This window comes from Bacillus cereus group sp. MYBKT14-1 (assembly GCF_051915185.1).
GTDB lineage: Bacteria > Bacillota > Bacilli > Bacillales > Bacillaceae_G > Bacillus_A > Bacillus_A cereus.
On record NZ_JBQAEF010000008.1, the window covers coordinates 144,629 to 169,047 of the forward strand.

A 24,419-nucleotide genomic window follows, 5' to 3' on the forward strand; every position below is an offset into this window, starting at 1 on the left:
TCTCTATTTATATTTTAATTAAGTATTGGCGATTAATTCATTAAATCCCTCTTTTACGATTCAATAATATTCAAAGCTAATGTATTTAAAGTATTTTCAGCTTGTAAAATTCTCTGTCTTTCCTTTTCAAATACATCTTCTTCTTTTCGAAATGACTCTTTTCGATTTTTGATCATGCGTTCCATTTCTTTTTTACTCGGTCCACCGTATACATTTCTTTTTTGAATAAAAGCTTCTGGCGATATAATTTCTTTCCACTCTTTTTCTAATAGATTTATATTAAACTTTTCTTGTAAGTATATATTTACGTCTTTCAAATGCAATTCATAAAGCTCCTTTTTCTGCTCCAATGACATACTTGCAATAGTACTTGCTGCATGATGAGCATGCCGAAATGGAATTTCATAGTTTTTCGTTAACACATCTGCGAAATCTGTAATCGTAATTGCATGTTTATAGGAACGATTTTTCAACGTTTCTTCCTCTACTTTCATCGTTCGAATGACTGCATTCATAATAGAAAAAACACGAATAGTCTTTTCAATCCCTTTATATAAATATGGCTGCAAGTCATCTTCCGTATCGACAATATCACCAAATGGTGTATTATGAATCATTTGAAACACTGTAAATGCTTCTCCTAAAGCACTACTCGTAATTGCACGAGCATGCTCAATGGAAACCGGATTTCGTTTTTGCGGCATAATACTACTGATTTGTACATATGGCTTTGCAACAGTAATACCGTCATATTCTTTCGTTGCTAACAACAAAAAGTCATGAATCCATCTACTCGTATTCGTCATCATTACCATAAGTAGCGAGCTAACTTCTAATAAATAATCCGCTCCGGCAACAGCATCATATGAGTTCTCAATTACATTTGCAAATCCAAGTAGATGAGCAACTCGTTCTCGTTTAATCGGGAAACTTGTTGTAGAGAGTGCAGCCGCCCCCATTGGAGACTGATTTAAAAGCTGGTACGTTTTTTTCATTCGTTCTAAATCTCTTTGCATCGTATCATAAATTGCTAACGTATAATGACCAAATGTTGTTGGCTGCGCTGGTTGTGTATGTGTATAAGCTGTCATAATCGTTTCCTTATGATCATCGGCAAGTTGCAGCATACTTTCTTGCAATAACAAATGATGTTCCATTAATCGTAGTACGTATCGCCTTAAACTCATGCGATACATCGTTACACCCATATCATTTCTACTTCTACCAATATGCATATTACTTACAAAATCGCATTTCGCTTCTTGAAAAATTAAATGCTCCACTAAAAAAAAGAGATCTTCATGCTGCTCTGTATAGAGCAATTGATCTTTTGGAATTCCCTCTATCTTTTTTAGTGCGTTTAATATAACTTTAGCTTCTTCTTTTTCCAATAAATTTTCTTCCGTCAGCATCATAATATGCGCTTTATGCACTTGAAACATGTCTTTCAATAAATAATTTCGTTGAAACTCAAATACATGTTGTAATACGCAATTCACGTATGTTTTCCCAGGGAAATCAGCGCCTTCGCTCTTTATAAACTCTTCTTTACTTTGTTTCATCACCTTTTCCCCTCTCACCTAAGTATTACTAACCATCATACCCAGAGATAGAAAAAAAGTGCTTGTACATAAAAATAAACTCGGTGCTCTCTGCACCGAGTTTATTTAATAAAAGTCGCATCATACTTATCACTTTGCAACACTTGGAAATGTAAGTTTGCTAAATGTTTCCGTATTTCTGCACTATCGTCTTCATTTAAATTATTCGCCAAAAACACAATCTCCGTACAGTTTCCACGTTTATCCATAGCGTAAACTGCTTTTGTAACCGTCCATGGTGTATAACCATTCTTTTGCCCAGCATGTCTAAATGTTTTACGGTATTTCTTGGCACTCATGTCTGTTTCAACGATATTTGCCCACACTTTTTCTTCAGCTTCTGTCAAGCCACCTTTATGGTTTGCCTTTTGAAGTAATACCATATAATCATTTGCAGAAGCTGCTGGTAATCTATCTGACCAAATTTTGTCGTAACGTTCCTCTAAATAAAGCGGAATTTCCTTCTGTAATAATGGTCCCTTCTTCTTTAAGCGTTCATGAATAATCATTGCATATTCACGATATTGCTCTTGAGACATTTCTTTTAACTTTTTCTCTATTTTATATTTTGGAACATGTAATTCTTTATGCAAATATCCCGGGATATATAAAGATGAAACGATTGGAAATAGTGGTTGATGTGCAGGAAGTGATAAACTTTGTAAATTCCGATTAATATTATCTAATCCTAACACTTCCATTAAGTACTCAGCATTTGCATTTGAACTAAATTTAACCATTCCTTTTGCTACTTCTTCTAAAGAAACCGCTCCTTCAGTTATCTTTCCTTTCTTTTCCAAGTACCTTTGCCATCTATCTTGCGCACCACCATCTGTATTCGGTACATAATACCGATTCACATCATTAATGGAAACGAAACTAGAAGAATCAATTTTCCCTTCCGTAACTTGTTTCGTATATTCAAGCGCTACAATTAATTTCATCGTACTAGCAACTGGCAATACAACATTCGGATTTACAGAATAAACAACTTTATCATTTCTCTTTACTAAAAGCGCACTATTTTTTTCATCTTTATGTTCTTCAATAAAGGATGCGATATACTGTGCATCATCATTATTTGAACTCCAAACTTTTTTCACTAAAAAATTACCCGATATTAGCAAAACGAAAATACCCACAATCACTGCGCATACTATAGTTTTTTTCAAGTAAAATTCCTCTCCTATTGTGTAACTCTTTCTCTTTATCTTTAAAAGAACAAAATAATGGAGATGGTTATTTGAATAACCATCTCCATTATTTTAACTTGTATACTCCCATTATGTCTATGTCATGATTTTCACAAAATCCTCAAGGAATTTTTTATAATGTAATGACCAACCAATTCGCACCCAATTTTTTAAGGCTTTTGCATCAGGTTGAGGACGGAAATCTGCAATACTTTCTCCTTTTGCAATCCCCACTGTATCTACATCTACACGACGATACACATAATCCAATATTGAAGGATTCGCCGCGACCATCATTGTAACAACATCATGTACCGGACTTCCTGTTATTTTCGGATTTAACTTTCTATAAGCTTTATAATAATACGTAAAAATCGGTTCAATTAATTTATTAAAACTCGTTTTAGAATGTTTCGTAATGTACTTTACCATCTCTGGCGTAATTATAGCTTCAGATGTAACATTAAGCGGCACCAACGTCACATTCTTGGCATTTTGCATTACTAATTGTGATGCAATAGGATCACCATGAAAATTCGCTTCTGCGACTGGTGTAACATTTCCAGGCATTAAAAAAGCACCGCCCATTATATAATATTCTTTCACATACTTCATCAATGGTTTTTCTAAAATAAATGCTGTCGCAAGTGTCGTTGACCTCCCGGCATCAACTATAATTAATTCTCCTTTATATTTTTCAAGAATGTCAAAAAACTCACAAAACGGCCTTATATTTGGAGAAAGATTTTTTGGCGGTCGAATTGGTCCTAAACCTTCCGCCCCATGAATTTCTGGATAATACGTTGTAATATCTCCAGATAAAGGGATTTTCGCACCATTAATAATAGGTATATCTTCCCGCCCTGCCAGTTGCAATAAATATGCCGCATTACTTGTCGCCTTTTCTTGCGTTACATTTCCATACCCCGTTACTACACCAACAATATCAATATCAGGATGTAACAATCCATACATAATTGCCAAAGAGTCATCAATTCCCGGGTCTCCTAAAAATAATACTTTTTTCATCGCCCTCAACTCCATCCCCTCAATTGTTATTAATTTATGAATATTCACAGGCTTACAGAATAAAAAAGAACAAATTTATCCGAAAAAACGCAGTCCTGTAAGGACTACGTTTTCATCTAAACTATACTGTTTTTCTTCACAGCAATCATGCTTCCTAAGATGTAAGCGATAAATGCAAAACAAATCGGGAAGACAACTGTATGTACACCGAACGGATTTGGATAGAAAAGATGAATACATATATATGAGCCTACTCCAACTAAAATAGACGCAAGCGCTCCTGTTGCATTTCCTTTCCTCCAATATAAACCTAATACGATCGGCCAAATAAATGCTGCTTCTAATCCACCGAAAGAAAATAAATTTAGCCATATTAAAAAATCTGGTGGTTTAATCGCCGCTGCATAAACGAGTAGTCCTACAATACCAGTAATCCACAAACTTCCTTTTTTTATCGTACTGTCTGCTGCATCTTTATTTATGTAATTTACGTATATATCTTTAATAATTGACGAGCTTACAAGTAATAATAAAGAGTTTACTGTAGACATAATCGCTGCCATCGGTGCAGCTAAAAAAACTCCAGCTAACCAAGGTGGCAACACTTCCATCGCAAGTAGCGGCATTACTTTATCTGGTACCGTTATACCTGGAAGTACTACTCTTGCAAATACACCAGTTAAATGCATACCAATCATAATTGTACCAACGACAACTGTTCCAATTATTAAAGCTTGGTGCATAGCTTTTGAATTTTTATAAGACATGGCACGCACGCTAATTTGTGGTAAACCTACAACGCCAATTCCAATTAAAATCCAAAATGATGTAACATATGATTTCGTTAAACTGCCATCTGCTCCGAATGGTGTAATTAACTTTGGATTAATTTGAACAAGTTCCTGCATAATCTTTTCAATTCCACCACCAGCAATGACAGTAGCAATTAAAATGATTGTCGTTCCAACTAACATAATGATTCCTAATAATGTATCTGATAGAGCAACTGCACGAAATCCACCAATTAATACGTACACAAGTACAGAAAAAGTAAATAAAAATAGTGCTGTTGTATACGATAGACCCGTTAGTGACTCGATTAATCGTCCACCACCGACCCACTGGGCTACTGTCGCTGAAAATAAAAAGATAATAATACATAACGCAGAAAGTATAACAACTGCTTTATTATTGTATCTCCCTTTTAAATAATCGATAAGAGTAATTGCTTCCATCTTCCTAGCGATAATTGCAAACTTTTTACCGATAACCGTTAAAACGATATAGCCTGTTACAACTTGAATCGCAGATAACAGTACCCATCCAAGACCCATATTGTAAGCAATACCAGGGCCACCAATAAAGCTACTTGCACTACCGTACGTAGCAATCATTGTCATCGCTAATAATAAACCGCCTAGCTCACGCCCACCAAGAAAATATTCTTGTAAAAATTTATTATGAGCAGTTGCTTGCACACGTCTTGAAGCATATACACCAATTAAAAATACAACGATAAACGAAATTATCATTGGAATGATTACATACCAATTCATCTATTATTCCTCACTTTTTTCTTCCTCATCGAGTGAAATATCTTGAAATACAAAACGAACAACTAAACTAAGTAAAATAACCATAACGATAAATCCAACGATACAGCTATAAAAAAACCATGCGGGAAAACCTAATACATATGTATATTCATTCGGATTTTTACTACCAAGCCCATAAGCAAATCCGTACCATATTATAAAATTAATAATAGCAAGTCCAAGACCAATTAACGCTTCTCTATGGGCTATTCGAAAGCGTGGATCATCATGATAATCTTTCATTTTTACCCCTCCTCTCACGATGTATTATTGTACCATTGTTCTTCTAGTTTTTCCTACTAGAAAGCAAAAACAAGCAGGATTTTTTATAATCATATAGAAGATTCTCTTACATTACATATTTTTTACAATTGTAACACAAATGAAATTTGAATTTTCAGTATTTCTTAATTATGATTTTAATTAGAGGCTTTCCATCTAGTTTCCACATCCTTGATTTCGGAATAAGCGCCGTCTCGTACTGCGTTTACATTATATTTTCAAGGGGGTTATACAATGAGTCAACTAGCTGTAAATCTTCATGAAAAGGTAGAGAAATTTCTTCAAGGTACAAAAAAGTTATATGTGAATGGATCTTTCATTGAAAGCGCTTCCGGTAAAACATTTAAAACACCTAACCCAGCAACTGGTGAAACACTTGCCGTCGTTTCTGAAGCTGGTCGCGAAGATATTCATAAAGCTGTAGTCGCAGCTCGTATGGCTTTTGACGAAGGTCCTTGGTCTCGTATGAGCACCGCTGAGCGAAGCCGTCTCATGTACAAGTTAGCTGATTTAATGGAAGAACATAAAGAAGAGCTTGCACAGCTCGAAACATTAGATAACGGAAAGCCAATCCGTGAAACAATGGCAGCAGACATACCACTTGCAATTGAGCATATGCGCTATTACGCTGGATGGGCTACGAAAATCGTTGGTCAAACAATTCCTGTTTCCGGTGATTACTTTAACTATACACGCCATGAAGCTGTTGGTGTAGTTGGTCAAATTATCCCTTGGAACTTCCCGCTTCTTATGGCAATGTGGAAAATGGGAGCAGCGCTTGCTACAGGATGTACAATCGTTTTAAAACCTGCAGAACAAACTCCACTATCTGCTCTATACTTAGCTGAATTAATTGAAGAAGCTGGATTCCCGAAAGGTGTTATTAATATCGTACCTGGATTCGGTGAATCAGCTGGACAAGCTCTCGTTAATCATCCACTCGTTGATAAAATTGCATTTACCGGTTCTACTCCTGTCGGTAAACAAATTATGCGACAAGCATCCGAAACATTAAAACGCGTTACACTTGAATTAGGCGGTAAATCACCAAATATCATATTGCCAGATGCTGATTTATCTCGCGCGATTCCTGGTGCACTTTCTGGTGTTATGTTTAACCAAGGACAAGTATGCTCTGCTGGATCACGCTTATTTGTTCCGAAGAAAATGTATGATAACGTCATGGCTGATCTCGTCCTCTATTCTAAAAAACTAAATCAAGGTGTCGGTCTTAACCCTGAAACAACAATTGGCCCTCTCGTTTCCGACGAACAACAAAAACGTGTAATGGGCTACATTGAAAAAGGGATTGAAGAAGGCGCTGAAGTACTTTGCGGAGGAAGTAATCCATTCGATCAAGGCTACTTCGTTTCTCCTACAGTATTCGCTGACGTAAATGATGAAATGACGATCGCAAAAGAAGAAATTTTCGGTCCAGTTATTTCTGCAATACCGTTTAACGATATTGACGAAGTAATTGAACGTGCAAATAAATCACAATTCGGCTTAGCGGCTGGTGTGTGGACAGAAAATGTTAAAACAGCACACTATGTTGCAAGTAAAGTACGTGCAGGTACAGTATGGGTAAACTGTTATAACGTCTTTGATGCAGCATCTCCATTTGGAGGATTTAAACAATCTGGTCTTGGCCGTGAAATGGGATCTTACGCATTAAATAACTATACAGAAGTAAAGAGCGTTTGGCTTAACTTAAATTAATGAAAAGAACCTGACCTACCTGGTCAGGTTCTTTTCATTATGTATTCCTTTAAACTTGCAGTCCTCCGCTCACATTTAATACTTCACCTGTAATATAAGATGCGTATTCTGATGCTAAAAAGGCTGCTGCGTTCGCAATATCTTCTGGTGTTCCAATTCTACCAACTGGAATAGCGCCAACCATCTTTTCTTTCACTTTATCTGGTATCGTTTTGGTCATATCTGTATCCATAAACCCCGGACAAATCGCATTACAAGTAATACCGAAACTTCCAACTTCTTTCGCTGCTGTTTTCGTTAATCCTACAACTCCTGCCTTTGTAGCCGCATAATTTGCTTGACCTATGTTTCCTTCTCTACTAATTGAAGATATATTAATAATGCGTCCATACCCTTGTTGTCTCATGTAAAGAAGCGCGGGTTGCATACAATAAAAAACTCCAGTTAAATTCACTTGTAATACTTGTTCCCAAGCAGATTTCTCCATTTTATGTAACATTGCGTCTCTTGTAATTCCAGCATTATTCACCAAAATATGTAATGTACCAAATTTTTGAACCGCATATTCAATTAACGACTTTGCTTCATTTGGATTACTCACATCACATCGATATGAGCACACTTCATATCCTTCATCTGATAACTCACGTGTCGTTTTTTGTAGATTCTCTTCATTTACATCGCTAATTAATACTTTCGCCCCTAGTTTTGCATAAACCCTTGCAATCTCTTTTCCAATTCCCTGTGCAGCTCCTGTTACAACAGCTGTTTTCCCGTTTAAAAACTCCATCCCTATCCCCCATTTCTATTACTTATACTGTATATTTCGGCTTTTTACTTTCCAATTCCTCTTTGTATAAAAAAGTCTATTTGTGTCAAACTAACTTTGCAACGTCGCATAAACGCAAGGAGATTGTGTCGAATGAACAAAAAGAATTTCAAACAAAGCAAAGCAGCTGATGGCATTGATGTTGAGTTCTCTCGCGAACTCGCTGACCACAATGACTTAGAAGCAAACGCACGTGCAAATGCCTCTGATGCACGTCAAAAGCGCCAATCAACCGAAAAATAAGGTACATCACAACCTTATTCTTTTCAAAAGGGACCTACTACCCAACAAAATAAACCGAGAGACATCTCTCGGTTTATTTTCTATATTTTTTTGCATAATGAGCCAAAGTAAGCAATGGATATATATGAGCATAACTATGATAACGAATATAAAACCCACCTGGTAAACCTGTTCCAGTAGGATATTTTTCATTTATATAAGAGTTGGAGAGCAAATATGAAATACCTTTTCGAATGACTGGCGTTTCTTTATCATAGTAAGAAATGAGGGCATCTAACGCCCATGCTGTTTGGGATGGTGTACTAAATGGCAAAGTAACAAATCTTTTTTCCATACTACTTTGGCAAGATTCTCCCCAGCCACCATCTTCATGCTGTATATGTTCAAGCCATAAAGCTGCTCGTTTCACTGATGGATCGCTAGATGGTATTCCTAGTGACCGTAAACCAGTCAACACTGCCCACGTACCATATATATAACAAATTCCCCATTTCCCATACCACGATCCATTTTCCTCTTGTACATTCATTAACCAATTTATCGCACTTTGTTTTTGTTTCTCGGGCAATTCATTTTGCGTATACGTTCCGAAAAATTCTAATACTCTTCCTGTAATATCTGGTGTAGAAGGATCTGTAATCATATCACTTGCATTTTCGATTGGTAAATTTGCTAATATACGGCTCGTTACCCCTTTTTCAAAAGCCCCCCAACCACCATCATTATTTTGCAATCCTTTAACCCAATTAACCGCTCGCTTCCAAGCAGTGTCTACATTTTCGTTCCCTCTACTTCGCGCCAATGCTCTTAACGCAGCAGTTGTATCATCAATATCTGGAATCGTCGTATTCACATCCGAAAAGCCCCAACCACCCGGGAAGAGATCCGGTGCATGTACACTCCAATCTACTTTCTTCGTTTGCTGTTTTCTTAGTAAATATGCTGATGCATTGTGAATCACTTTACTTGCTTTCGGAACTTGAGCTTCTTGCAAAGCATAACTGAGTAAAGCTGTATCCCATACAGTTGATGGAGAGTTTTGCAAATGGCTCCCTCTCTCCATCTTCCATATATAAGATGTGATTCCCGTTATAGCTTTTTGAATAATTGGTGATTGAATAGAATGTCCTAATGCAAGTAAAGCATAAATCATATAAAACGAGGCAGTTGCGTAGCTATATAATGTTCCATTTTCATCAATACGCTCTTTCATAAAACGTTCTACTTCCTCATATCCTTTATGATGCAAAGAAAGTGGATACGTTATAATTTTCTTCACGTCACTTACTAACGTTTGAAAAACTGGAGACCGATCCTCCCGAAACCATTCTCCGCCCCCGCCTGCAATGTGATTTAAATTTGGCAATAACTTTTTCCCTACTCGAAATCTTTTATTTAAACACAACATCATCGGAATTAAATGAATACGTGCTGAGCTACTCAGTTCAAAAATACTGAGAGGGGAATCATTCTGCAGAAACATAATTGGTGTTGGCAAATGAAAGAGAGAAGGATATTCATATTCTCCATGAATAGCTAATAAAAACTTCGTCATAAAATGAGCACGCGCTACCCCACCGCGCTCATTTATAAACATTTCCGCTCGCTTCATATTCACATCTTCTTTTGTATATTTTTCCGATGCAAGTAAGGCAGCATAAGATTGAATTGTAGCAGATAAATTACCACCCACTTCATCTTCATACAATTTCCATGTTCCTTCATTTGTTTGGAGTGATGCTAATCTTTTTACAAACGGTTCTATCTCTTTATCTTTACCTAATAATTTTAATAAAAAAATCATATGACAATCTGTTAGTGGCGCTCCTTCAAAACAAAACCGCCACGTACCATCTTGCCGTTGCATTGTTTGAAGTGCAGTTGTTCTTCTCGCTATTTCTTCATGCACTTTTTCATATAATAACAAGTTGCTCACCCACCCTTTCGAAATCCGTATAACGATATTCAAAAAGGTAGCTGAATATGTATAAAAACAAAGAAAAGCAGAACATATAAAATGTTCTGCTCATAAACAATACCCTACTCCGACAATAATCCCTAATAAAGCACCGACTACTACTTCATACGGTGTATGCCCAACAAGTTCATTTAACTTCTTATATTCTGTTTCTCTACCGTGAAAAAAGTCATTCAATATTTTTGCTTGTTTACTTACTGCAAGCCTTACTCCTGAAGCATCATACATAACAATAATGGCAAAAATTGTAGCAACCGCAAACATCGAGCTTTCCACACCTTCCACTACTCCAACTCCTGTAGCAAGCGCTGTAACTGTTGAAGCATGAGAACTTGGCATCCCACCTGAAGCAAAAAACTTTGCAAAATCAAATTCACCTGTTTTAACTAATTTGAAGACTACTTTCGTTAATTGTGCTAAAAACCATGAAATTACAGCTGCCATAAGCGGATCATTATGTAAAATTGTTTCCATGTTCTCAGCTCCTTACTGACTATAATGGAAATTCTATATAATATAAGTATAAAGAAAAATGCGTAGAAAATACTACGCATTATGATACTTTTGCTGATTTATTTTTTATAAATTTCGGTTGTTTCTGCACTAAAAACTTAGTCTTCGCTACCGAGAATACAAATAATGCAACCCATATACAGAAAAATGCAATCATATGAGTAGATGTGAAATGTTCACCAAATACGAATACACCTAAAATTAAGCTAATTGTTGGTGCAATATATTGTAAAAAACCTACCATATAAAGCGGAATAAGTTGGGCTCCTTTTGCAAAATAAAAAAGTGGTAGAGCTGTAACAATACCTGCTCCTATTAATAGTAATGTCGATAACATTGAAATAGATCCAAATGAGCCGAAACCATGGGCGCCTGTCATAACAAGGTAAATGATTGCAAGCGGTGTCACTAACATCGTTTCCATCGTAAGTCCAATTGTAGCATCATAGTTTAACAGTTTTTTCGTTAATCCGTATAATCCAAATGAAAAGGCAAGTGAAAGAGAAACCCACGGAATAGATCCGAAACGCACTGTTAAAATGATAACCCCCACTCCAGCTAAACCAACTGCAACATATTGCCAGAAGTTTAACTTTTCCTTTAAAACGACTGTACCAAGTAAAATACTAATAAGCGGATTAATATAATAGCCAAGACTCGCTTCAATAACATGATTATGATTAACGGCCCATATGTAAACAAACCAGTTTCCGCTAATCAAGACTGAAGCTATTGTTAATGACATTAATAATTTAGGTCGTTTAAAAAGATTCACAAATTCCCCAATAAACTGACGAAACCTCTTCGTAACACCTAATACGAGTAACATAAAAACAAATGCCCAAACGATGCGGTGTGCTAATATTTCATCTGCTGGAACTTCCTCAACCCATTTCCAATAAATCGGTAGGATTCCCCACATCGTGTAAGCACCAGCCGCGTATAGTATCCCTTTTTTTTGCTCTGCTGATTGACTCCCCATCTTCCTTTTTCTCCTCTTCTCATTTTTTCTCCATTATACGGTCTCACATGCTCACTTTACCAATAATCAATCTGCATTTCTTTCGACATTTCTCATACAACGAATAATAAACATACCGTTATTACAACAAGTAACGGTATGCCGAAAACAAATTTCTTTTTATGAGTTTTATGATGAAACATATACATGCCGATCCAAGCTCCAACTGCTCCTCCAGCTGCCGCCGATAAAAACAACGTACTTTCTGGCGTTCTCCACTGTTTCTTCTTTGCTTTTCGTTTATCAAGCCCCATAAGGCTAAAAGCTATAACGTTAATAATAAGAAAATAAATCCATTTCATCGCTTTCTCTCCTTATGAAAAATTCGATTAATAGTAACACGAAAAAACGACGGAAACAACTGAAGAACTCTTTTTATCCAACTAGTTTCATTCCTTTTTCTTAATTAGTTACCTTCATATTTACATAACCAACTAAAATCGCAGTTAAAGCATTTAATATAGAAAAATGTTATGAGTAGAATCTTATATTTCATTACATTCATCCACTACCATATCATCAAAAAAATTGCTCTCAATCACTTTCTCATCAAAACGAAGAACTACAATTAGCCCTACATATAAAGAAACAAAATTTAGAAACCATTCCCCATTCTCATCTTTCTTAGCTAAGCATTTAAATATCTCTTGAAATTGCACCCGCTCGTCTGCAGCAACAATGGGACGTACACCAAAATATTTCAATACAAGATTCAGCTTCAGCTGTACGGATAATGATAAAATATATTTTAATAGCTTCGTATACTCTGCACTATCTTTTTGACTATACAACTTCACAAGCTTTGGATGTAAATTCGAAATCGATAATTCCTCTTCAGTCACTCTAGTTACTTCTATCGTTTCAATCATCTTTTTCATATCCATCACATTCACCCCTTCTGAAAAAATTCTAAAGCCAAAGAGTACTTAATTCAAAATGTACAACAATTGTGCATTTCTCGTCTCTCGTTCTTCCTCACTGACTAAATCATACTTTTTTAGGAGGTGAAAAACATCATTTAATAATTTCTGTGAATGAATACCTTGCAAAAAACTCTTTAACTCTTTAAAGATCCCTTCAGGTAAAAAATTCTTTTGACTTTCAAGCTTATTCATCACATCTTCAATAGAATGATCAATGTTACATGCCATACTAAACTTCCCCCTCTATCCTCTATAAATAATATCCTCAGCTAACGATGTAAACACTTCTCCAACAAGAGAATCTTCATCATATACAGATGAACCATTATTTTCTTCACGTTTCGCAAAAGGTATTTTGGCAATTACTTCTGTTTGCAATTGTTCTGCAAGCATTTCGCCGCCACCTTTTCCGAAGAGATAATTTTTCGATCCATCTTGTTCTTCATAATAAGCCATATTTTCCACAATACCTAAAATCTCATGCTTCGTATGTTTTGCCATTACACCAACTCTTGAAGCAACGAATGAAGCTATATTGTGCGGAGTTGTAACAATTATTTCTTTCGCTTGCGGAATCATCGCTGCAACATCAATCGCAACATCTCCTGTACCTGGTGGTAAATCAAGTAATAAATAATCTAATTCTCCCCAGTGCGTATTCGCAAGGAAATTTTGAATCCATTTATTTAGCATCGGTCCGCGCCACATCACTGGGTTATTTCCTTCTGTAAAGAATCCCATCGACATGATTTTAACACCGTGACTAATGACTGGAATTGCCGTTTGATCAATCATCGTTGGTTTCTTATTCGTTTCCATCATAGCTGGAATACTAAAACCATATATATCTGCATCTAATATCCCCACTTTTTTGCCCATACGAGCTAGTGCAGTTGCAAGATTAATTGTCACCGTTGATTTTCCAACTCCGCCTTTTCCGCTCGTTACCGTAATAAAACGTACTCCTGAATCCGGGCGAAGTATGCTCGGCATACCAGTTTCTGTTCTAGTATTTCGCTTTAACTTCTCTGTTAAAGCTGCACGTTCTTCTTGTGTCATAGAACCAAATGTTACCTCCACTTTAGAGGCACCAATTGCGTGAAGCGATTCTTCAATATCTTGTTGAATTTTTGCTTTTAACGGACAACCTTGGATTGTTAGTACTACTTCAAGTTTAACCTCTGTTCTGTTCATTTGTATATTTCTAACCATATTTAATTCTACAACACTTTTGTGTAACTCTGGATCCTCTACATGTTTTAATGCATTCATTATTTGTTCTTGAGTAAGCATAGAACTCATCCCTTCTCTTATTCTAATTTATATACAACATTTTCTTGGCACTTCATCTGGTGAAAAAGCTTATTATCCCCCGCTAACGGGTGGGATTAATGCGACTATATCTCCGGCTTTTATCATCTCTTCATTCATTACAAACTCTTCATTAACAGCCACCATCACTTTATCCAGCGATTGTAAACAATAGCTGGCTTTGAGCCATTCTTTTAATTGCTGCACTGTCATTTCTTGCTTTTCTGAAATTACTAATCGATCCAATCCAACTTCCTCACGCAAATTTGCAAACAGTAAAATTGTAATCATTTTCTCATTCTTCCTTCTTTGGTTTTCCTTCTGGATAAGGTGTGTTTTCAAGTTGATCTCCAACCCACATCGTTCCATCTTCCCAAAATTCTTTTTTCCAAATTGGAACGATTCGTTTTATACGTTCAATCGCGTACTCATTCGCTTCATAAGCTACTTTACGATGCGGTGATGAAACTGCAATGACTACCGCAATATCCATTATTTCTAGCCGCCCTACACGGTGCGTAATTGCTACTTTTGCATCCAGCCATCTTTCACTAATTTCTTCACCAATTCTCATAAGTTGTTTTACTGCCATCGGTTTATATGCTTCATACTCTAAATGTAGCGTTCGTTTTCCTTTTGTTAATTCTCTCACCGTACCAATAAATGTTGTAATCGCACCTGCTTCCCTTCTTGCGACTTTATTCGTTACTTCTTCAACTAAAATCGGTTTATCTACAATCTCAAATAGCACTTGTCCCATTAAAACCACCTCTCACTTTATGAAATGTCCAAGGCCATTCACTACCTTCGTTATCTTCTAATAAAAGAACATCGACAAACATATCTTTTTTATATCCTCTTGTCCCGCCCGGCAATACGATAAACGCGTTGGATTCTGCCAATGAAGAAACTGAGCTAGATTTATCAAACCCTGATGGATAAGCGATTAATTTCCCCTCATCATATTGCAATTTTGCTCGTACAAATCTTGTAAATGGATTCGGTTTTAGAAAATCTTCTCCTAATAACGCTTTTTCTCTTTTTAAATGTACTTTTTCACTAAACATATACGTCCGAATACACGGTCTTACGAATAATTCAAACCCTACGTAACAAGCTGATGGATTCCCTGATAAACCAAATAATAACTTGCCATTTAATTGTGCTACAGTCGTAACACTTCCTGGTCGCATTGCAACTTTATTAAAAAGAACAGATGCACCTAACTTTTCGTAAATAGCTGGTAAATAATCATAATCTCCTACTGATACACCGCCCGTTGTAATTAACATATCTACTTGGCCAAGCGCTTCTTTCACAGCTGTAAAACACGTATTAAAATCATCACTAAACTTCCCAAAATATTTTACTCTTCCGCCCGCTCTTCGAATTTGAGACAATATCATGTACGTATTACTGTTTCGAATTTTCCCTGGCTGTAATGAATCATTGACATCCAGTAATTCACTCCCAGTCGCTAACAGTCCAATTACAGGCTTTCTCGCAACTGGTACTTCACTATAACCGAATGTAGCAAGAAGAGCTGAAATACCTGGATTAATGTACAATCCCTTCTTTGCAAGAACTGTTCCTTTACGAGCATCTTCACCTTGAAAAGAAATATTGTCGCCCGTTTTGAATGATCGCTTCACTTCCATATAATTGTTGCCATTCTTCTCATATTGACGAGTCAGCTCTAACATAACAACCGCATCACACCCATTCGGAATTTGTGCTCCTGTCATAATTCGAACTGCTTGAAATGGACCTACTTTCTCATGGAATAGCGATCCTGCACCAATTTCACCCACTACTTCAAATACAATTGGCGTTTCATAACTTGCTAAATTAGTATCTTCTGCTCGAATAGCAAATCCGTCATACGGCGAACGATTAAATGACGGTACATCATGGTCAGCTACTAAATCCTCTGCTAATATACGTCCATAAGCTAATTCAATTGGTAATAGCTCCTTTAAGCCTTTATCAGCAAATCCCATCACTTTACGAACAGCTTCTTCAACCGTAATTGGCACTCTTCTTTCCATTGTTGACACCCTCTCTATTAACCGAATACGCGATAATATAGTTGTTTCGCTTTCGAAATATCATTTGTACCATGAATGAAAACACGACCATCTTGAAAAATAACGACGCGGTACTCATCTAGTTGGCAAGATAGTAAATACGGATTCCGATCTACTTTCCCTAGTTTATTTAATACTTTTTCTATATCATCAAAGTTGTACTGTCTATTTTCTACTGGTCTAATTTGAACTGTATTTCTTCCGCACAAAACAGCTACCTTCGTTTGATTTTCGTATGATAAATAAGGATAAGTTCGATTCAAACCGCATGAGAGACAAGCGTCTGTTTTTATTTTCCCTAATTTTATAAAATGATTTTGATTACTCCATATATCAAACATGAAAAATGTTTTTCTAATTGCTGAGAAATTTTCCACTAAAATTTTGAGCGCTTCTGCCACTTGATATGCTGCGACGATTTGAACAGTCGGGCTAATAATCCCAGCAGTATCACACGTCACACCTGTAACAGGGATATTTTTCAGCATACAATGTAAACACGGTGTCTCTTGCGGAATAATTATATAACTCATACCATACGATCCAACGCAAGAACCATATACCCACGGAATATTATGTTTTTGTGATAAATCATTTATTACAAATCGAATATCAAAATTATCTGTTGCATCAATGATTACATCTACATTTTTTAATAGACCTTCCATATTTTCTGAAGTTGCATCCATTACGAAAGCATGTATTTGCACTTCCGAATTAATCTGTTCTAGCCGATTTTTTGCAGCAATTGCTTTCGGTATTTTCTCTCTCGCATCTTGTTCAGAGTACAATTGTTGCCTTTGTAAATTACTCCATTCAACGTAGTCACGATCAATAATCGTCAACTTGCCAACACCTGCACGTACGAAACTTTCGGCACTTGCACTTCCTAATGCGCCTGCCCCTACAATTAACACATGTTTATTTCGAATTTTTTCTTGTCCTTTATTCCCAATTGGTTTGAACAACTGTTGTCGTGAATACCGATCAGCCATTACATACCCCTTCCTCTCAAGAACTCTATTTCATATTAGAATGTTGTTTCTGATAACAAGCAAAGTAAGCAAAACCAACAAACCCAGCTCCTCCAATTACATTTCCGATAAAAACAGGAACAAAATTTTTAGCCAGATCCATCCACGTTAGATGACCAGCAAAAATAACAGCGGAAATGACAAACATATTTGCTACTACTTGCTGAAATCCAATCACTACAAATGCCATAATTGGAATCCAAATTCCGATGATTTTCCCGACAAAATCACTCGTCCCGTAAGCGAGCCAAAGAGCAAGACAAACGAGCCAATTACAACCAATTGCTAAAATCAAAGTTCTCCCAAATGATTCATGTAACTTCCCTTCCGCTATCGCTACCGTTTTATTTAAATACTCTCCCTCTGTTAATCCGCCAAGATGTCCAAAGCAATACGCAACGAAAATTGCCCCAATAAAGTTCATGAGAGTAATCCAAACCCAGTTATTCAGTACACTTATCAATGTAATTTTCTTTGCATAAAGCGCCATAGACAGTGACATCATATTTCCCGTAATTAATTCTCCTCCTGCTAATACTACGAGCATGAGTCCAACAGGAAATACTGCTCCTCCTAAAACATTCACTAGACTTCCCCAGCGCTCAGGTAAATTCCCTAAAACTCGAATGTTAAGTAAAAAACCTATCGCAATAAACGCTCCTCCTAAAAAACCGAGAATAAGCATCGCTGGCAATGTCTGTCTTACTTTTTGAACACCGGCCTCAATGACAAGCTCAGCAATTTGTTCCGGCTTATGAAATGCCATTACCCATTCCTCCATTTTCTCCAAATAAAAAAGCAGCTTCAAAAAACCTCCTCAAAATAAAGGTTTTTGAATGCTGCTTAATTTCTCTGCACATCTTTTACAGAGATATCAATCATCACTTTTACTATAAAATAGAAAATCCACAACTCTTGTAAATTTTCCATTTTTCACTATGACGCTAGCTTTATATATTAACCACCGATATGTGACATTTCAATTTTAGGTATTGTTTTCTTATTTGTATGATTTAAGCGTTCATCTGAATAACGATCTTCCCTATTATTCCATATATCGCGTACTACATCTGTAATGTCCTCATCTGTATGTTCAGAACGAAGCAATTCTCTTAAATCATTTCCTTTAGAAGCAAATAAGCAAGTATATAATTTTCCTTCTGCAGAAATACGAGCTCTCGTACATGATGAGCAAAAAGAATCTGTTACTGATGAAATAATACCTATTTCCTCATCGCTTCCTATATAACGATACCTAGTAGCCACTTCACCAGAATAATTTGCTTCTATCCGTTCTAACGGCATAACTTGATGAATCGTATCTACTATTTCTTGTTTAGAGACGACCTCTTTTAAATCCCAACCATTATAATTTCCAACATCCATATACTCAATAAAACGAAGAATATGCTTATTTTCCTTAAAATATTGCGCCATCTGCAAAATGTCCTGTTCGTTTTTTCCCTTTTGAACGACCATGTTTATTTTAATTTTCATTCCAACTTCAGCTGCAGCCTGTATTCCTTCCAGAACCCTTTGCACTTTGCTCCTATTACCATTTAAATAGAAAAACCGCTCTTCTTCTAAGGAATCTAAGCTAACTGTTACACGTGATAGTCCCGCCTTATATAAATCAGGAGCAAACTTTTTAAGTAACGATCCATTGGTTGTTAAACCGATATCTTCTACACCATCAATTTTATTAAGGCGCTCAATAAGCTTTGGAAGCCCTCTTCGAAGTAACGGTTCTCCGCCTGTAATCCGTAATTTTCTCACACCTAAAGAAACGAAAATACGTGTTATCCTTTCAATTTCATCAAAAGATAAAATTTTATCATTAGACAAAAACGAGTAATCAGGACCAAATATTTCTTCTGGCATACAATATCGGCAGCGAAAATTACAGCGATCAGTAACTGAAATACGTAAATCCTTTAACGGACGTTGCAACTTGTCTAATGTAACTGATTTCATCTTCATTGCCTCACTTTTATTTTATATTTAAAACACGTTCTGGATGGGTATATACATTTAAGGAGTGATTACGAATAAATCCTATTGTCGTAATACCTAAATCTTCCGCTAGTTGCAAAGCTAACTCAGTTGGAGCTGATTTTGATAGTATAATTTCACAACCGATTTTTGCAACTTTCAATAATATTTCCGAAGAAATACGACCACTAAAAACAATGATTTTATCTTTTATAGAAATATCGTTTCTTAAACAATAACCGTAAATTTTGTCTAGTGCATTATGCCTACCAATATCCATTCGGCTTAAAATAATACCATTAACATCACATAAAGCTGCATTATGAACCCCACCAGTATGATGAAACGTATCCGCAGATTGCTGCATTTCTTTCATTAACCGAAAACAATCATCGGCAGCAACCTGTACATGGACACCCTTCATTTTTTTTGCACTTAGTGCATCATTTGCAAAAACAAACCCTTGCCTACTCATACCACAACAAGACGTAATATAGCGTTTATTTTGCATTTGTTCATAATACGGATTTACTTTTGTCGTTGTTACATGCACAAATCCTTCTTTCTCCTGCACCCATACACTATCAATGTCTTCATACTTCCGAATGATTCCTTCAGACGCTAAGAAGCCTATTACCATATCTTCTATATATTCTGGAGTACTAACCATTGTAACAAACTCCTGTCCGTTCATTTTAATGGTGACAGGAAACTCTGTTACAATGCTGTCCTCTATATGTTTAAATGCTCCTTGTTCATAACGAAAGATTTCTCTTTCTACCTGTATCGGTTTCACGATCAGTATCCTTCTCTCACGTTATATTTTTATCAAAAACAAATACAGAAACTGCAATATCTTCTTCTACTTTCATATCTGAAAACAAATTCACTAATTTCGCTCCAACAAGTTCCTCCAAATGTTCACGTGAATTCGCAGCATACACTTCTTGAATCATTTTCGTTCTAGCCATATGAACCATTTCCGCACCGTCCATCGTACTTGAAATAAATTTTTCAGTAGGTGTTAAGTTTCCATAAAGAGTCGCTATAGCCATATTTTCCGCAAAAACAGTATGAATTCGTTCTGGTCCTTTTCCGAAAAGTTCCTTTCGAAGTTTTCGTATCATATCATTAAATTCATGTACTTTTTTTGACATACAATTATACCTCCCAAAAGCCTCATTTTACTCTATTATATATTTTACCAAAATGAGCCTTCCGCCCAAACTATTTCCTACAAATATTTGGGCGGAAAGGTTCACTTCATGAAGTTTATTCGTCTTTTAACCCTTTCCCCATACCTTTTAAGAAATGAAGCCCAAACCCGATAGCACGGTTAATATCTGGGTCTTTCAATACTTTCATAAGATCGAATACCCCTACTTTTTTATTACTTTCTAGATGTTCATTACCTTCTTCTAGCCCGACTAATAAACTACCTATAAGCTTTTTCGTAAGTTCTGGGTCAAGTTCAGTTAACGCACCTGCAGCGCCCATCATATTATTAATTAAATTTGTAACAGGCTCACGAGTTACTTGACCTAGAACAATTTTCGCAATTGGTTCTTTCGCTTTTAGCATTGAATTTGCAGCTTCTAGCATTCCAATGTCATTTAATTCCCCTACTATATTAAACATCTGATTTAGAGCTTCTTCATTATTAGTTAGAAGCTCTTTTAAATCATCTAACTTTTGCTGTTTTATTTCTTCCTCAGTTAATTCTTGTTTTTGAATCATTTTTATAGGTGCAGCCATAGTTTTCTCCTCCTACTTATCCGTTAAATGCACATACCCTGGACGTGCCCACTTACGATGTACCTCAATTCCAGCTTGAGGGTGACGTTTTTTATTGCGTGGGTTCGCTTTTGGCATCGGATTTTCGCCATCAACTTCTAATACTTCCATACGTACTTTTGTTTGTTTATACGCAGGTGTATTCGTACGTACATCCACAGCAGGACCTGTTAAGAAATTAATTGCCGTTTCGTTATCTGTAGAGTTCATCGGTAAATATAACTCATTCGCTTTTACACGATCTGTAACGAGTGCACGTAATTTTAATGCTCCAAAAGGAGAGACAAGACGAACTAACGAACCTGTTTTTACGCCACGTTCTTTTGCAAGGTCTGGAGAGATTTCAACGAAAACACCAGGTACTTTCGTTTGAATACCTGTTGATTTATTTGTCATATTCCCTTCATGGAAATGCTCAAGCATACGACCGTTGTTAATGTGAAGGTCAAACTCAGCTGGAAATTCAGCTGGACGTACCCAGTCAGCAATCGCAAAACGAGCCTTTTTATCTGGGAAGTTAAATCCGTCTTGGAACAGAAGTGGTGTATTCGTTCCATCAAAACTTCCCCAATGGAAACTGTTCCATCCTTCAAGCACTTCATAGTTCGCTTGCGAGAACAATGGTGATAAACTTGCCATCTCAGCAAAGATTTCACTTGGGTGGCTATAATTCCAGTTTGCACCTAGTTTATTCGCAACTTCCTGGACGATCCACCAGTCTGGTTTCGCATCTCCTAGCGTAGGAAGAACTTGATATAATCTTTGGACACGGCGCTCTGTATTTGTGAAAGTACCTTCTTTCTCAAGAGATGGCGCTGCTGGTAATACAACATCTGCATATTGAGCAGTTTTAGAAAGGAAAACATCTTGCACAACGAAGAAATCAAGGCTCGATAACACTTCATGTACATGATTTGCATTAGAATCTACAAGAGCCATATCTTCTCCGACAAGATACATTGCTTTCATTTTTCCTTCGTCAATTGCGTGAAGCATTTCGATATTATTAAGACCTGGTTCACTATCAATTTTTACTCCGTAAGCAGTTTCAAATTTCGCACGTTCCATTTCGTTAGTAACGTGCTGATATCCTGGAAGCCATCCTGGTAAAGTACCCATATCACAAGCACCTTGTACGTTATTGTGGCCTCGAAGTGGGTATGCGCCTGCTCCTGGACGACGGTAGTTCCCTGTTGCAAGAAGTAAGTTTGAAATTGCAGCGGAAGTATCAGAACCACCTGTATTTTGCGTTACCCCCATACCCCAAAGGATACATGTACCATCTGCATCACGAATCATTTCAGCCATTTGAATAAGCGTTTCTTTTGAAATGCCTGTTACTTCTTCTGCATATTCAAGTGTATATTCCTCTAGGCTTTCTTTGAAATCTTCAAAGAAGTTTACATTCTCATTAATGAATTCCTGATCATGCCAACCTTGATCAATCATATATTTCGTAACAGCCATTAACCAAACTTGATCTGTTCCTTGTTTTGGACTAATAAAGACATCTGATCGCTCTGCCATTTCGGTTTTACGAAGATCAGCTACAATTAACTTTTGTCCGTGTAATTTATGTGCACGTTTAATACGTGTAGCTAGAACAGGATGACCTTCTGTCGGATTACATCCTACAATAATAACAAGACCAGATTGTGCAATATCTTTAATCGTTCCGGCATCACCACCCATACCAATTGTACGGAACAAACCATCCGTTGCTGGTGATTGGCAATAACGTGAGCAGTTATCAATATTATTCGTTCCAAATACTTGTCGAGCTAATTTTTGAATTACATAATTGTCTTCATTTGTAATTTTAGAGGAAGAAATAAATCCGATAGAACCTTTACCGTACTCTACTTTAATAGCGCCTAATTTATTTGCAACTACATTCAGTGCTTCTTCCCATGTAGATTCAACAAACGTTCCATTTTTACGAATTAAAGGTTTTGTTATTCGTTCTTTAGAATTTACGAAATCCCAACCAAATTTCCCTTTTACACAAGTGGAAATTGCGTTAACTGGTGCATCTGAAGATGGCTGTACTTTAAGAATTTTACGCCCCTTCGTCCACACTTCAAACGAACAACCTACACCACAAAATGTACATACTGTTTTCGTTTTCTTCGTACGAGTATCACGCATGGCCGCTTCCACTTCTGATACCGCAAAAATACCGCTATATCCAGGCTCAACTTCTTTAATTAAATCTACCATCGGTTCAAGAATATCTGGTTTTAATCCCGTCATAAATCCAGCTTCACCGAGCATCGTTTTCTCCATTAAAGCGTTACAAGGACAAATCGTTACACATTGACCACAGCTAACGCATGAAGAATCATTAATATTTACTCCTTCATCCCAAATAACTCGTGGGCGTTCCGCTTCCCAGTCTATCGATAACGTTTCATTTACTTGTAAGTTTTGACACACCTCAACGCATTGACCGCATGCAATACATTGATTAGGATCATAGCGATAAAACGGATGCGTCATATCAACTTCACTTACATCTACTTTCGGTTCATACGGATATTTTTGATGTTCAATTTCCATTAATTCTGCTGTATTATGCAGTTTACAGTTCCCATTGTTGTTGTCACATACTGTACAGTATAATAAATGATTTTCTAGTAACCGATCCATCGCCTCTGTTTGTGCTTCTTTTGCGCGAACAGAAGCACGTTCAATGTTCATACCTTCCGTTGCTATCGTCGAACAAGAACGCATTAACTTTCCGTCAACTTCTACAATACAAGTGTCACATGTTTGAATAGGATCTACTTCTGGCACGTAACAAATTTGCGGATGTTCAATCCCGTTCTCATTAATAACACCCAATATCGTTGAACCGGGCTCCGCTGTATACTTTTTTCCGTCAATTGTAATATGAACCATGTTGTTATTCATGGTCTTTCCCCCTTTTTGAGAATAAAAAAACTCCACCACGAAAATATACGCACCACATTTCGGCACGTTATTATCATGGTGGAGTAGTTTATTAGCACATCTTGCTAAAATACCAATCCATTTATTCATAAATAAAACGATAGAGTCATAACAGGTCATATCACGATTCCATCTTTAACACTATAATTATAGCGTTAAAGTTAAAAATATACAATATAAAATTTAAACTACGCATATGTCAGCTTGTAACTATCCATAATAACCCATATAAAGTGAAACTTTAATCAGTGGGGGGTTTTCTTCATCCCCCACTGATTATCAGCCCTCACCAATCGGGATAAAACATAACAAGGAGTAAGCGA

25 protein-coding genes are annotated in these 24,419 nt (G+C 36.6%); 2 read left to right on the top strand and 23 right to left on the bottom strand.

Annotated features, from left to right (window positions below; all coding sequences use genetic code 11):
• Positions 1–53: 53 nt before the first annotated feature.
• From argH to ACTFO4_RS20055, 5 genes are all read right to left on the bottom strand, one after another.
• The gene (gene argH, locus ACTFO4_RS20035) at positions 54–1,562 is read right to left on the bottom strand and encodes an argininosuccinate lyase (protein WP_061457561.1); all 1,509 of its coding nucleotides are present in this window, start codon (positions 1,560–1,562) and stop codon (positions 54–56) included.
• Between the two features lie 101 nt (positions 1,563–1,663).
• The gene (locus ACTFO4_RS20040) at positions 1,664–2,773 is read right to left on the bottom strand and encodes a serine hydrolase (protein ID WP_000751369.1); all 1,110 of its coding nucleotides are present in this window, start codon (positions 2,771–2,773) and stop codon (positions 1,664–1,666) included.
• A 117-nt stretch (positions 2,774–2,890) separates the two neighbouring features.
• A complete protein-coding gene (locus tag ACTFO4_RS20045; protein WP_009879443.1) occupies positions 2,891–3,838 on the bottom strand; it encodes a nucleoside hydrolase in 948 nt (315 codons plus the stop codon).
• 101 nt (positions 3,839–3,939) lie between these two features.
• Positions 3,940–5,379, bottom strand: a complete 1,440-nt coding sequence (gene panF, locus ACTFO4_RS20050; protein WP_001104818.1) for a sodium/pantothenate symporter — start codon at positions 5,377–5,379, stop codon at positions 3,940–3,942.
• Positions 5,380–5,382: 3 nt separating this feature from the next.
• A complete protein-coding gene (locus ACTFO4_RS20055) occupies positions 5,383–5,661 on the bottom strand; it encodes a YhdT family protein (RefSeq protein WP_000656239.1) in 279 nt (92 codons plus the stop codon).
• 273 nt (positions 5,662–5,934) lie between these two features.
• Between ACTFO4_RS20055 and dhaS the strand changes: the two genes are divergently transcribed.
• A complete protein-coding gene (gene dhaS / locus ACTFO4_RS20060) occupies positions 5,935–7,419 on the top strand; it encodes an aldehyde dehydrogenase DhaS (protein ID WP_440014123.1) in 1,485 nt (494 codons plus the stop codon).
• Positions 7,420–7,468: 49 nt separating this feature from the next.
• Here the strand turns inward: dhaS and fabG are convergent, their stop codons facing one another.
• Positions 7,469–8,209 (bottom strand): 3-oxoacyl-ACP reductase FabG, encoded by a 741-nt coding sequence (gene fabG, locus ACTFO4_RS20065; protein WP_000395037.1) that lies wholly within the window; start codon positions 8,207–8,209, stop codon positions 7,469–7,471.
• Between the two features lie 132 nt (positions 8,210–8,341).
• On the opposite strand from fabG, the gene ACTFO4_RS20070 reads away from it, so the two are divergent.
• On the top strand, positions 8,342–8,491 hold the full coding sequence (locus ACTFO4_RS20070) for a YfhD family protein (protein ID WP_440014122.1): 150 nt from the start codon (positions 8,342–8,344) through the stop codon (positions 8,489–8,491).
• Positions 8,492–8,564: 73 nt separating this feature from the next.
• Here the strand turns inward: ACTFO4_RS20070 and ACTFO4_RS20075 are convergent, their stop codons facing one another.
• From ACTFO4_RS20075 to fdhF, 17 genes are all read right to left on the bottom strand, one after another.
• Positions 8,565–10,418, bottom strand: coding sequence for a terpene cyclase/mutase family protein (locus tag ACTFO4_RS20075; protein ID WP_440014120.1), 1,854 nt, complete (start codon positions 10,416–10,418; stop codon positions 8,565–8,567).
• A 99-nt stretch (positions 10,419–10,517) separates the two neighbouring features.
• On the bottom strand, positions 10,518–10,943 hold the full coding sequence (locus ACTFO4_RS20080; protein ID WP_000447820.1) for a divergent PAP2 family protein: 426 nt from the start codon (positions 10,941–10,943) through the stop codon (positions 10,518–10,520).
• Positions 10,944–11,022: 79 nt separating this feature from the next.
• Positions 11,023–11,964 carry an EamA family transporter RarD gene (gene rarD, locus ACTFO4_RS20085; protein WP_000535539.1) on the bottom strand — a complete coding sequence of 314 codons (942 nt, stop codon included), beginning with the start codon at positions 11,962–11,964 and terminating at the stop codon, positions 11,023–11,025.
• 92 nt (positions 11,965–12,056) lie between these two features.
• Entirely contained in the window at positions 12,057–12,305 is a 249-nt protein-coding gene (locus tag ACTFO4_RS20090; RefSeq protein ID WP_000871349.1) for a DUF1294 domain-containing protein, read from the bottom strand.
• A 183-nt stretch (positions 12,306–12,488) separates the two neighbouring features.
• Complete coding sequence (locus ACTFO4_RS20095) at positions 12,489–12,887, bottom strand: hypothetical protein (protein WP_000367305.1); 399 nt, start codon at positions 12,885–12,887, stop codon at positions 12,489–12,491.
• 42 nt (positions 12,888–12,929) lie between these two features.
• Positions 12,930–13,154 (bottom strand): hypothetical protein, encoded by a 225-nt coding sequence (locus ACTFO4_RS20100; protein ID WP_000752375.1) that lies wholly within the window; start codon positions 13,152–13,154, stop codon positions 12,930–12,932.
• 15 nt (positions 13,155–13,169) lie between these two features.
• Positions 13,170–14,219, bottom strand: a complete 1,050-nt coding sequence (locus tag ACTFO4_RS20105; protein WP_017673149.1) for a P-loop NTPase — start codon at positions 14,217–14,219, stop codon at positions 13,170–13,172.
• Between the two features lie 72 nt (positions 14,220–14,291).
• A complete protein-coding gene (moaD, locus tag ACTFO4_RS20110) occupies positions 14,292–14,528 on the bottom strand; it encodes a molybdopterin converting factor subunit 1 (RefSeq protein ID WP_017673150.1) in 237 nt (78 codons plus the stop codon).
• 4 nt (positions 14,529–14,532) lie between these two features.
• Positions 14,533–14,997: a molybdopterin synthase catalytic subunit MoaE gene (gene moaE, locus ACTFO4_RS20115; RefSeq protein WP_000531881.1), complete on the bottom strand. Its 465-nt coding sequence runs from the start codon at positions 14,995–14,997 to the stop codon at positions 14,533–14,535.
• Positions 14,978–16,285, bottom strand: coding sequence for a molybdopterin molybdotransferase MoeA (locus tag ACTFO4_RS20120; protein ID WP_061457565.1), 1,308 nt, complete (start codon positions 16,283–16,285; stop codon positions 14,978–14,980). The genes moaE and ACTFO4_RS20120 overlap by 20 nt, the downstream gene beginning before the upstream one ends.
• A 17-nt stretch (positions 16,286–16,302) precedes the next feature.
• Positions 16,303–17,319 (bottom strand): molybdopterin-synthase adenylyltransferase MoeB, encoded by a 1,017-nt coding sequence (locus ACTFO4_RS20125; RefSeq protein ID WP_061457567.1) that lies wholly within the window; start codon positions 17,317–17,319, stop codon positions 16,303–16,305.
• Between the two features lie 25 nt (positions 17,320–17,344).
• Positions 17,345–18,124 carry a formate/nitrite transporter family protein gene (locus ACTFO4_RS20130; RefSeq protein WP_000863998.1) on the bottom strand — a complete coding sequence of 260 codons (780 nt, stop codon included), beginning with the start codon at positions 18,122–18,124 and terminating at the stop codon, positions 17,345–17,347.
• A gap of 191 nt (positions 18,125–18,315) precedes the next feature.
• A complete protein-coding gene (gene moaA, locus ACTFO4_RS20135; RefSeq protein ID WP_000844124.1) occupies positions 18,316–19,332 on the bottom strand; it encodes a GTP 3',8-cyclase MoaA in 1,017 nt (338 codons plus the stop codon).
• A 16-nt stretch (positions 19,333–19,348) separates the two neighbouring features.
• Positions 19,349–20,146, bottom strand: a complete 798-nt coding sequence (gene fdhD, locus ACTFO4_RS20140; protein WP_017673152.1) for a formate dehydrogenase accessory sulfurtransferase FdhD — start codon at positions 20,144–20,146, stop codon at positions 19,349–19,351.
• Between the two features lie 16 nt (positions 20,147–20,162).
• Positions 20,163–20,507, bottom strand: a complete 345-nt coding sequence (locus tag ACTFO4_RS20145; protein ID WP_000039582.1) for a DUF2294 domain-containing protein — start codon at positions 20,505–20,507, stop codon at positions 20,163–20,165.
• Positions 20,508–20,622: 115 nt separating this feature from the next.
• Positions 20,623–21,105, bottom strand: a complete 483-nt coding sequence (locus tag ACTFO4_RS20150) for a DUF1641 domain-containing protein (protein ID WP_000729897.1) — start codon at positions 21,103–21,105, stop codon at positions 20,623–20,625.
• Positions 21,106–21,117: 12 nt separating this feature from the next.
• On the bottom strand, positions 21,118–24,057 hold the full coding sequence (fdhF, locus tag ACTFO4_RS20155) for a formate dehydrogenase subunit alpha (protein WP_440014116.1): 2,940 nt from the start codon (positions 24,055–24,057) through the stop codon (positions 21,118–21,120).
• Positions 24,058–24,419 lie beyond the last annotated feature (362 nt).

Excerpts from the sequence above, each read along its gene's own strand:
- moaE (WP_000531881.1), bottom strand. The coding sequence starts at position 14,997 with ATGGGACAAGTGCTATTTGAGATTGTAGATAAACCGATTTTAGTTGAA.
- ACTFO4_RS20130 (WP_000863998.1), bottom strand. The coding sequence starts at position 18,124 with ATGGCATTTCATAAGCCGGAACAAATTGCTGAGCTTGTCATTGAGGCC.
- fdhF (WP_440014116.1), bottom strand. The coding sequence starts at position 24,057 with ATGAATAACAACATGGTTCATATTACAATTGACGGAAAAAAGTATACA.
- ACTFO4_RS20095 (WP_000367305.1), bottom strand. The coding sequence starts at position 12,887 with ATGGATATGAAAAAGATGATTGAAACGATAGAAGTAACTAGAGTGACT.
- ACTFO4_RS20105 (WP_017673149.1), bottom strand. The coding sequence starts at position 14,219 with ATGCTTACTCAAGAACAAATAATGAATGCATTAAAACATGTAGAGGAT.
- ACTFO4_RS20100 (WP_000752375.1), bottom strand. The coding sequence starts at position 13,154 with ATGGCATGTAACATTGATCATTCTATTGAAGATGTGATGAATAAGCTT.
- ACTFO4_RS20120 (WP_061457565.1), bottom strand. The coding sequence starts at position 16,285 with ATGGAAAGAAGAGTGCCAATTACGGTTGAAGAAGCTGTTCGTAAAGTG.
- ACTFO4_RS20070 (WP_440014122.1), top strand. The coding sequence starts at position 8,342 with ATGAACAAAAAGAATTTCAAACAAAGCAAAGCAGCTGATGGCATTGAT.
- ACTFO4_RS20125 (WP_061457567.1), bottom strand. The coding sequence starts at position 17,319 with ATGGCTGATCGGTATTCACGACAACAGTTGTTCAAACCAATTGGGAAT.
- dhaS (WP_440014123.1), top strand. The coding sequence starts at position 5,935 with ATGAGTCAACTAGCTGTAAATCTTCATGAAAAGGTAGAGAAATTTCTT.
- ACTFO4_RS20090 (WP_000871349.1), bottom strand. The coding sequence starts at position 12,305 with ATGAAATGGATTTATTTTCTTATTATTAACGTTATAGCTTTTAGCCTT.
- argH (WP_061457561.1), bottom strand. The coding sequence starts at position 1,562 with ATGAAACAAAGTAAAGAAGAGTTTATAAAGAGCGAAGGCGCTGATTTC.
- fabG (WP_000395037.1), bottom strand. The coding sequence starts at position 8,209 with ATGGAGTTTTTAAACGGGAAAACAGCTGTTGTAACAGGAGCTGCACAG.
- moaD (WP_017673150.1), bottom strand. The coding sequence starts at position 14,528 with ATGATTACAATTTTACTGTTTGCAAATTTGCGTGAGGAAGTTGGATTG.
- ACTFO4_RS20055 (WP_000656239.1), bottom strand. The coding sequence starts at position 5,661 with ATGAAAGATTATCATGATGATCCACGCTTTCGAATAGCCCATAGAGAA.
- rarD (WP_000535539.1), bottom strand. The coding sequence starts at position 11,964 with ATGGGGAGTCAATCAGCAGAGCAAAAAAAAGGGATACTATACGCGGCT.
- ACTFO4_RS20150 (WP_000729897.1), bottom strand. The coding sequence starts at position 21,105 with ATGGCTGCACCTATAAAAATGATTCAAAAACAAGAATTAACTGAGGAA.
- panF (WP_001104818.1), bottom strand. The coding sequence starts at position 5,379 with ATGAATTGGTATGTAATCATTCCAATGATAATTTCGTTTATCGTTGTA.
- ACTFO4_RS20080 (WP_000447820.1), bottom strand. The coding sequence starts at position 10,943 with ATGGAAACAATTTTACATAATGATCCGCTTATGGCAGCTGTAATTTCA.
- ACTFO4_RS20145 (WP_000039582.1), bottom strand. The coding sequence starts at position 20,507 with ATGTCAAAAAAAGTACATGAATTTAATGATATGATACGAAAACTTCGA.
- ACTFO4_RS20045 (WP_009879443.1), bottom strand. The coding sequence starts at position 3,838 with ATGGAGTTGAGGGCGATGAAAAAAGTATTATTTTTAGGAGACCCGGGA.
- moaA (WP_000844124.1), bottom strand. The coding sequence starts at position 19,332 with ATGAAATCAGTTACATTAGACAAGTTGCAACGTCCGTTAAAGGATTTA.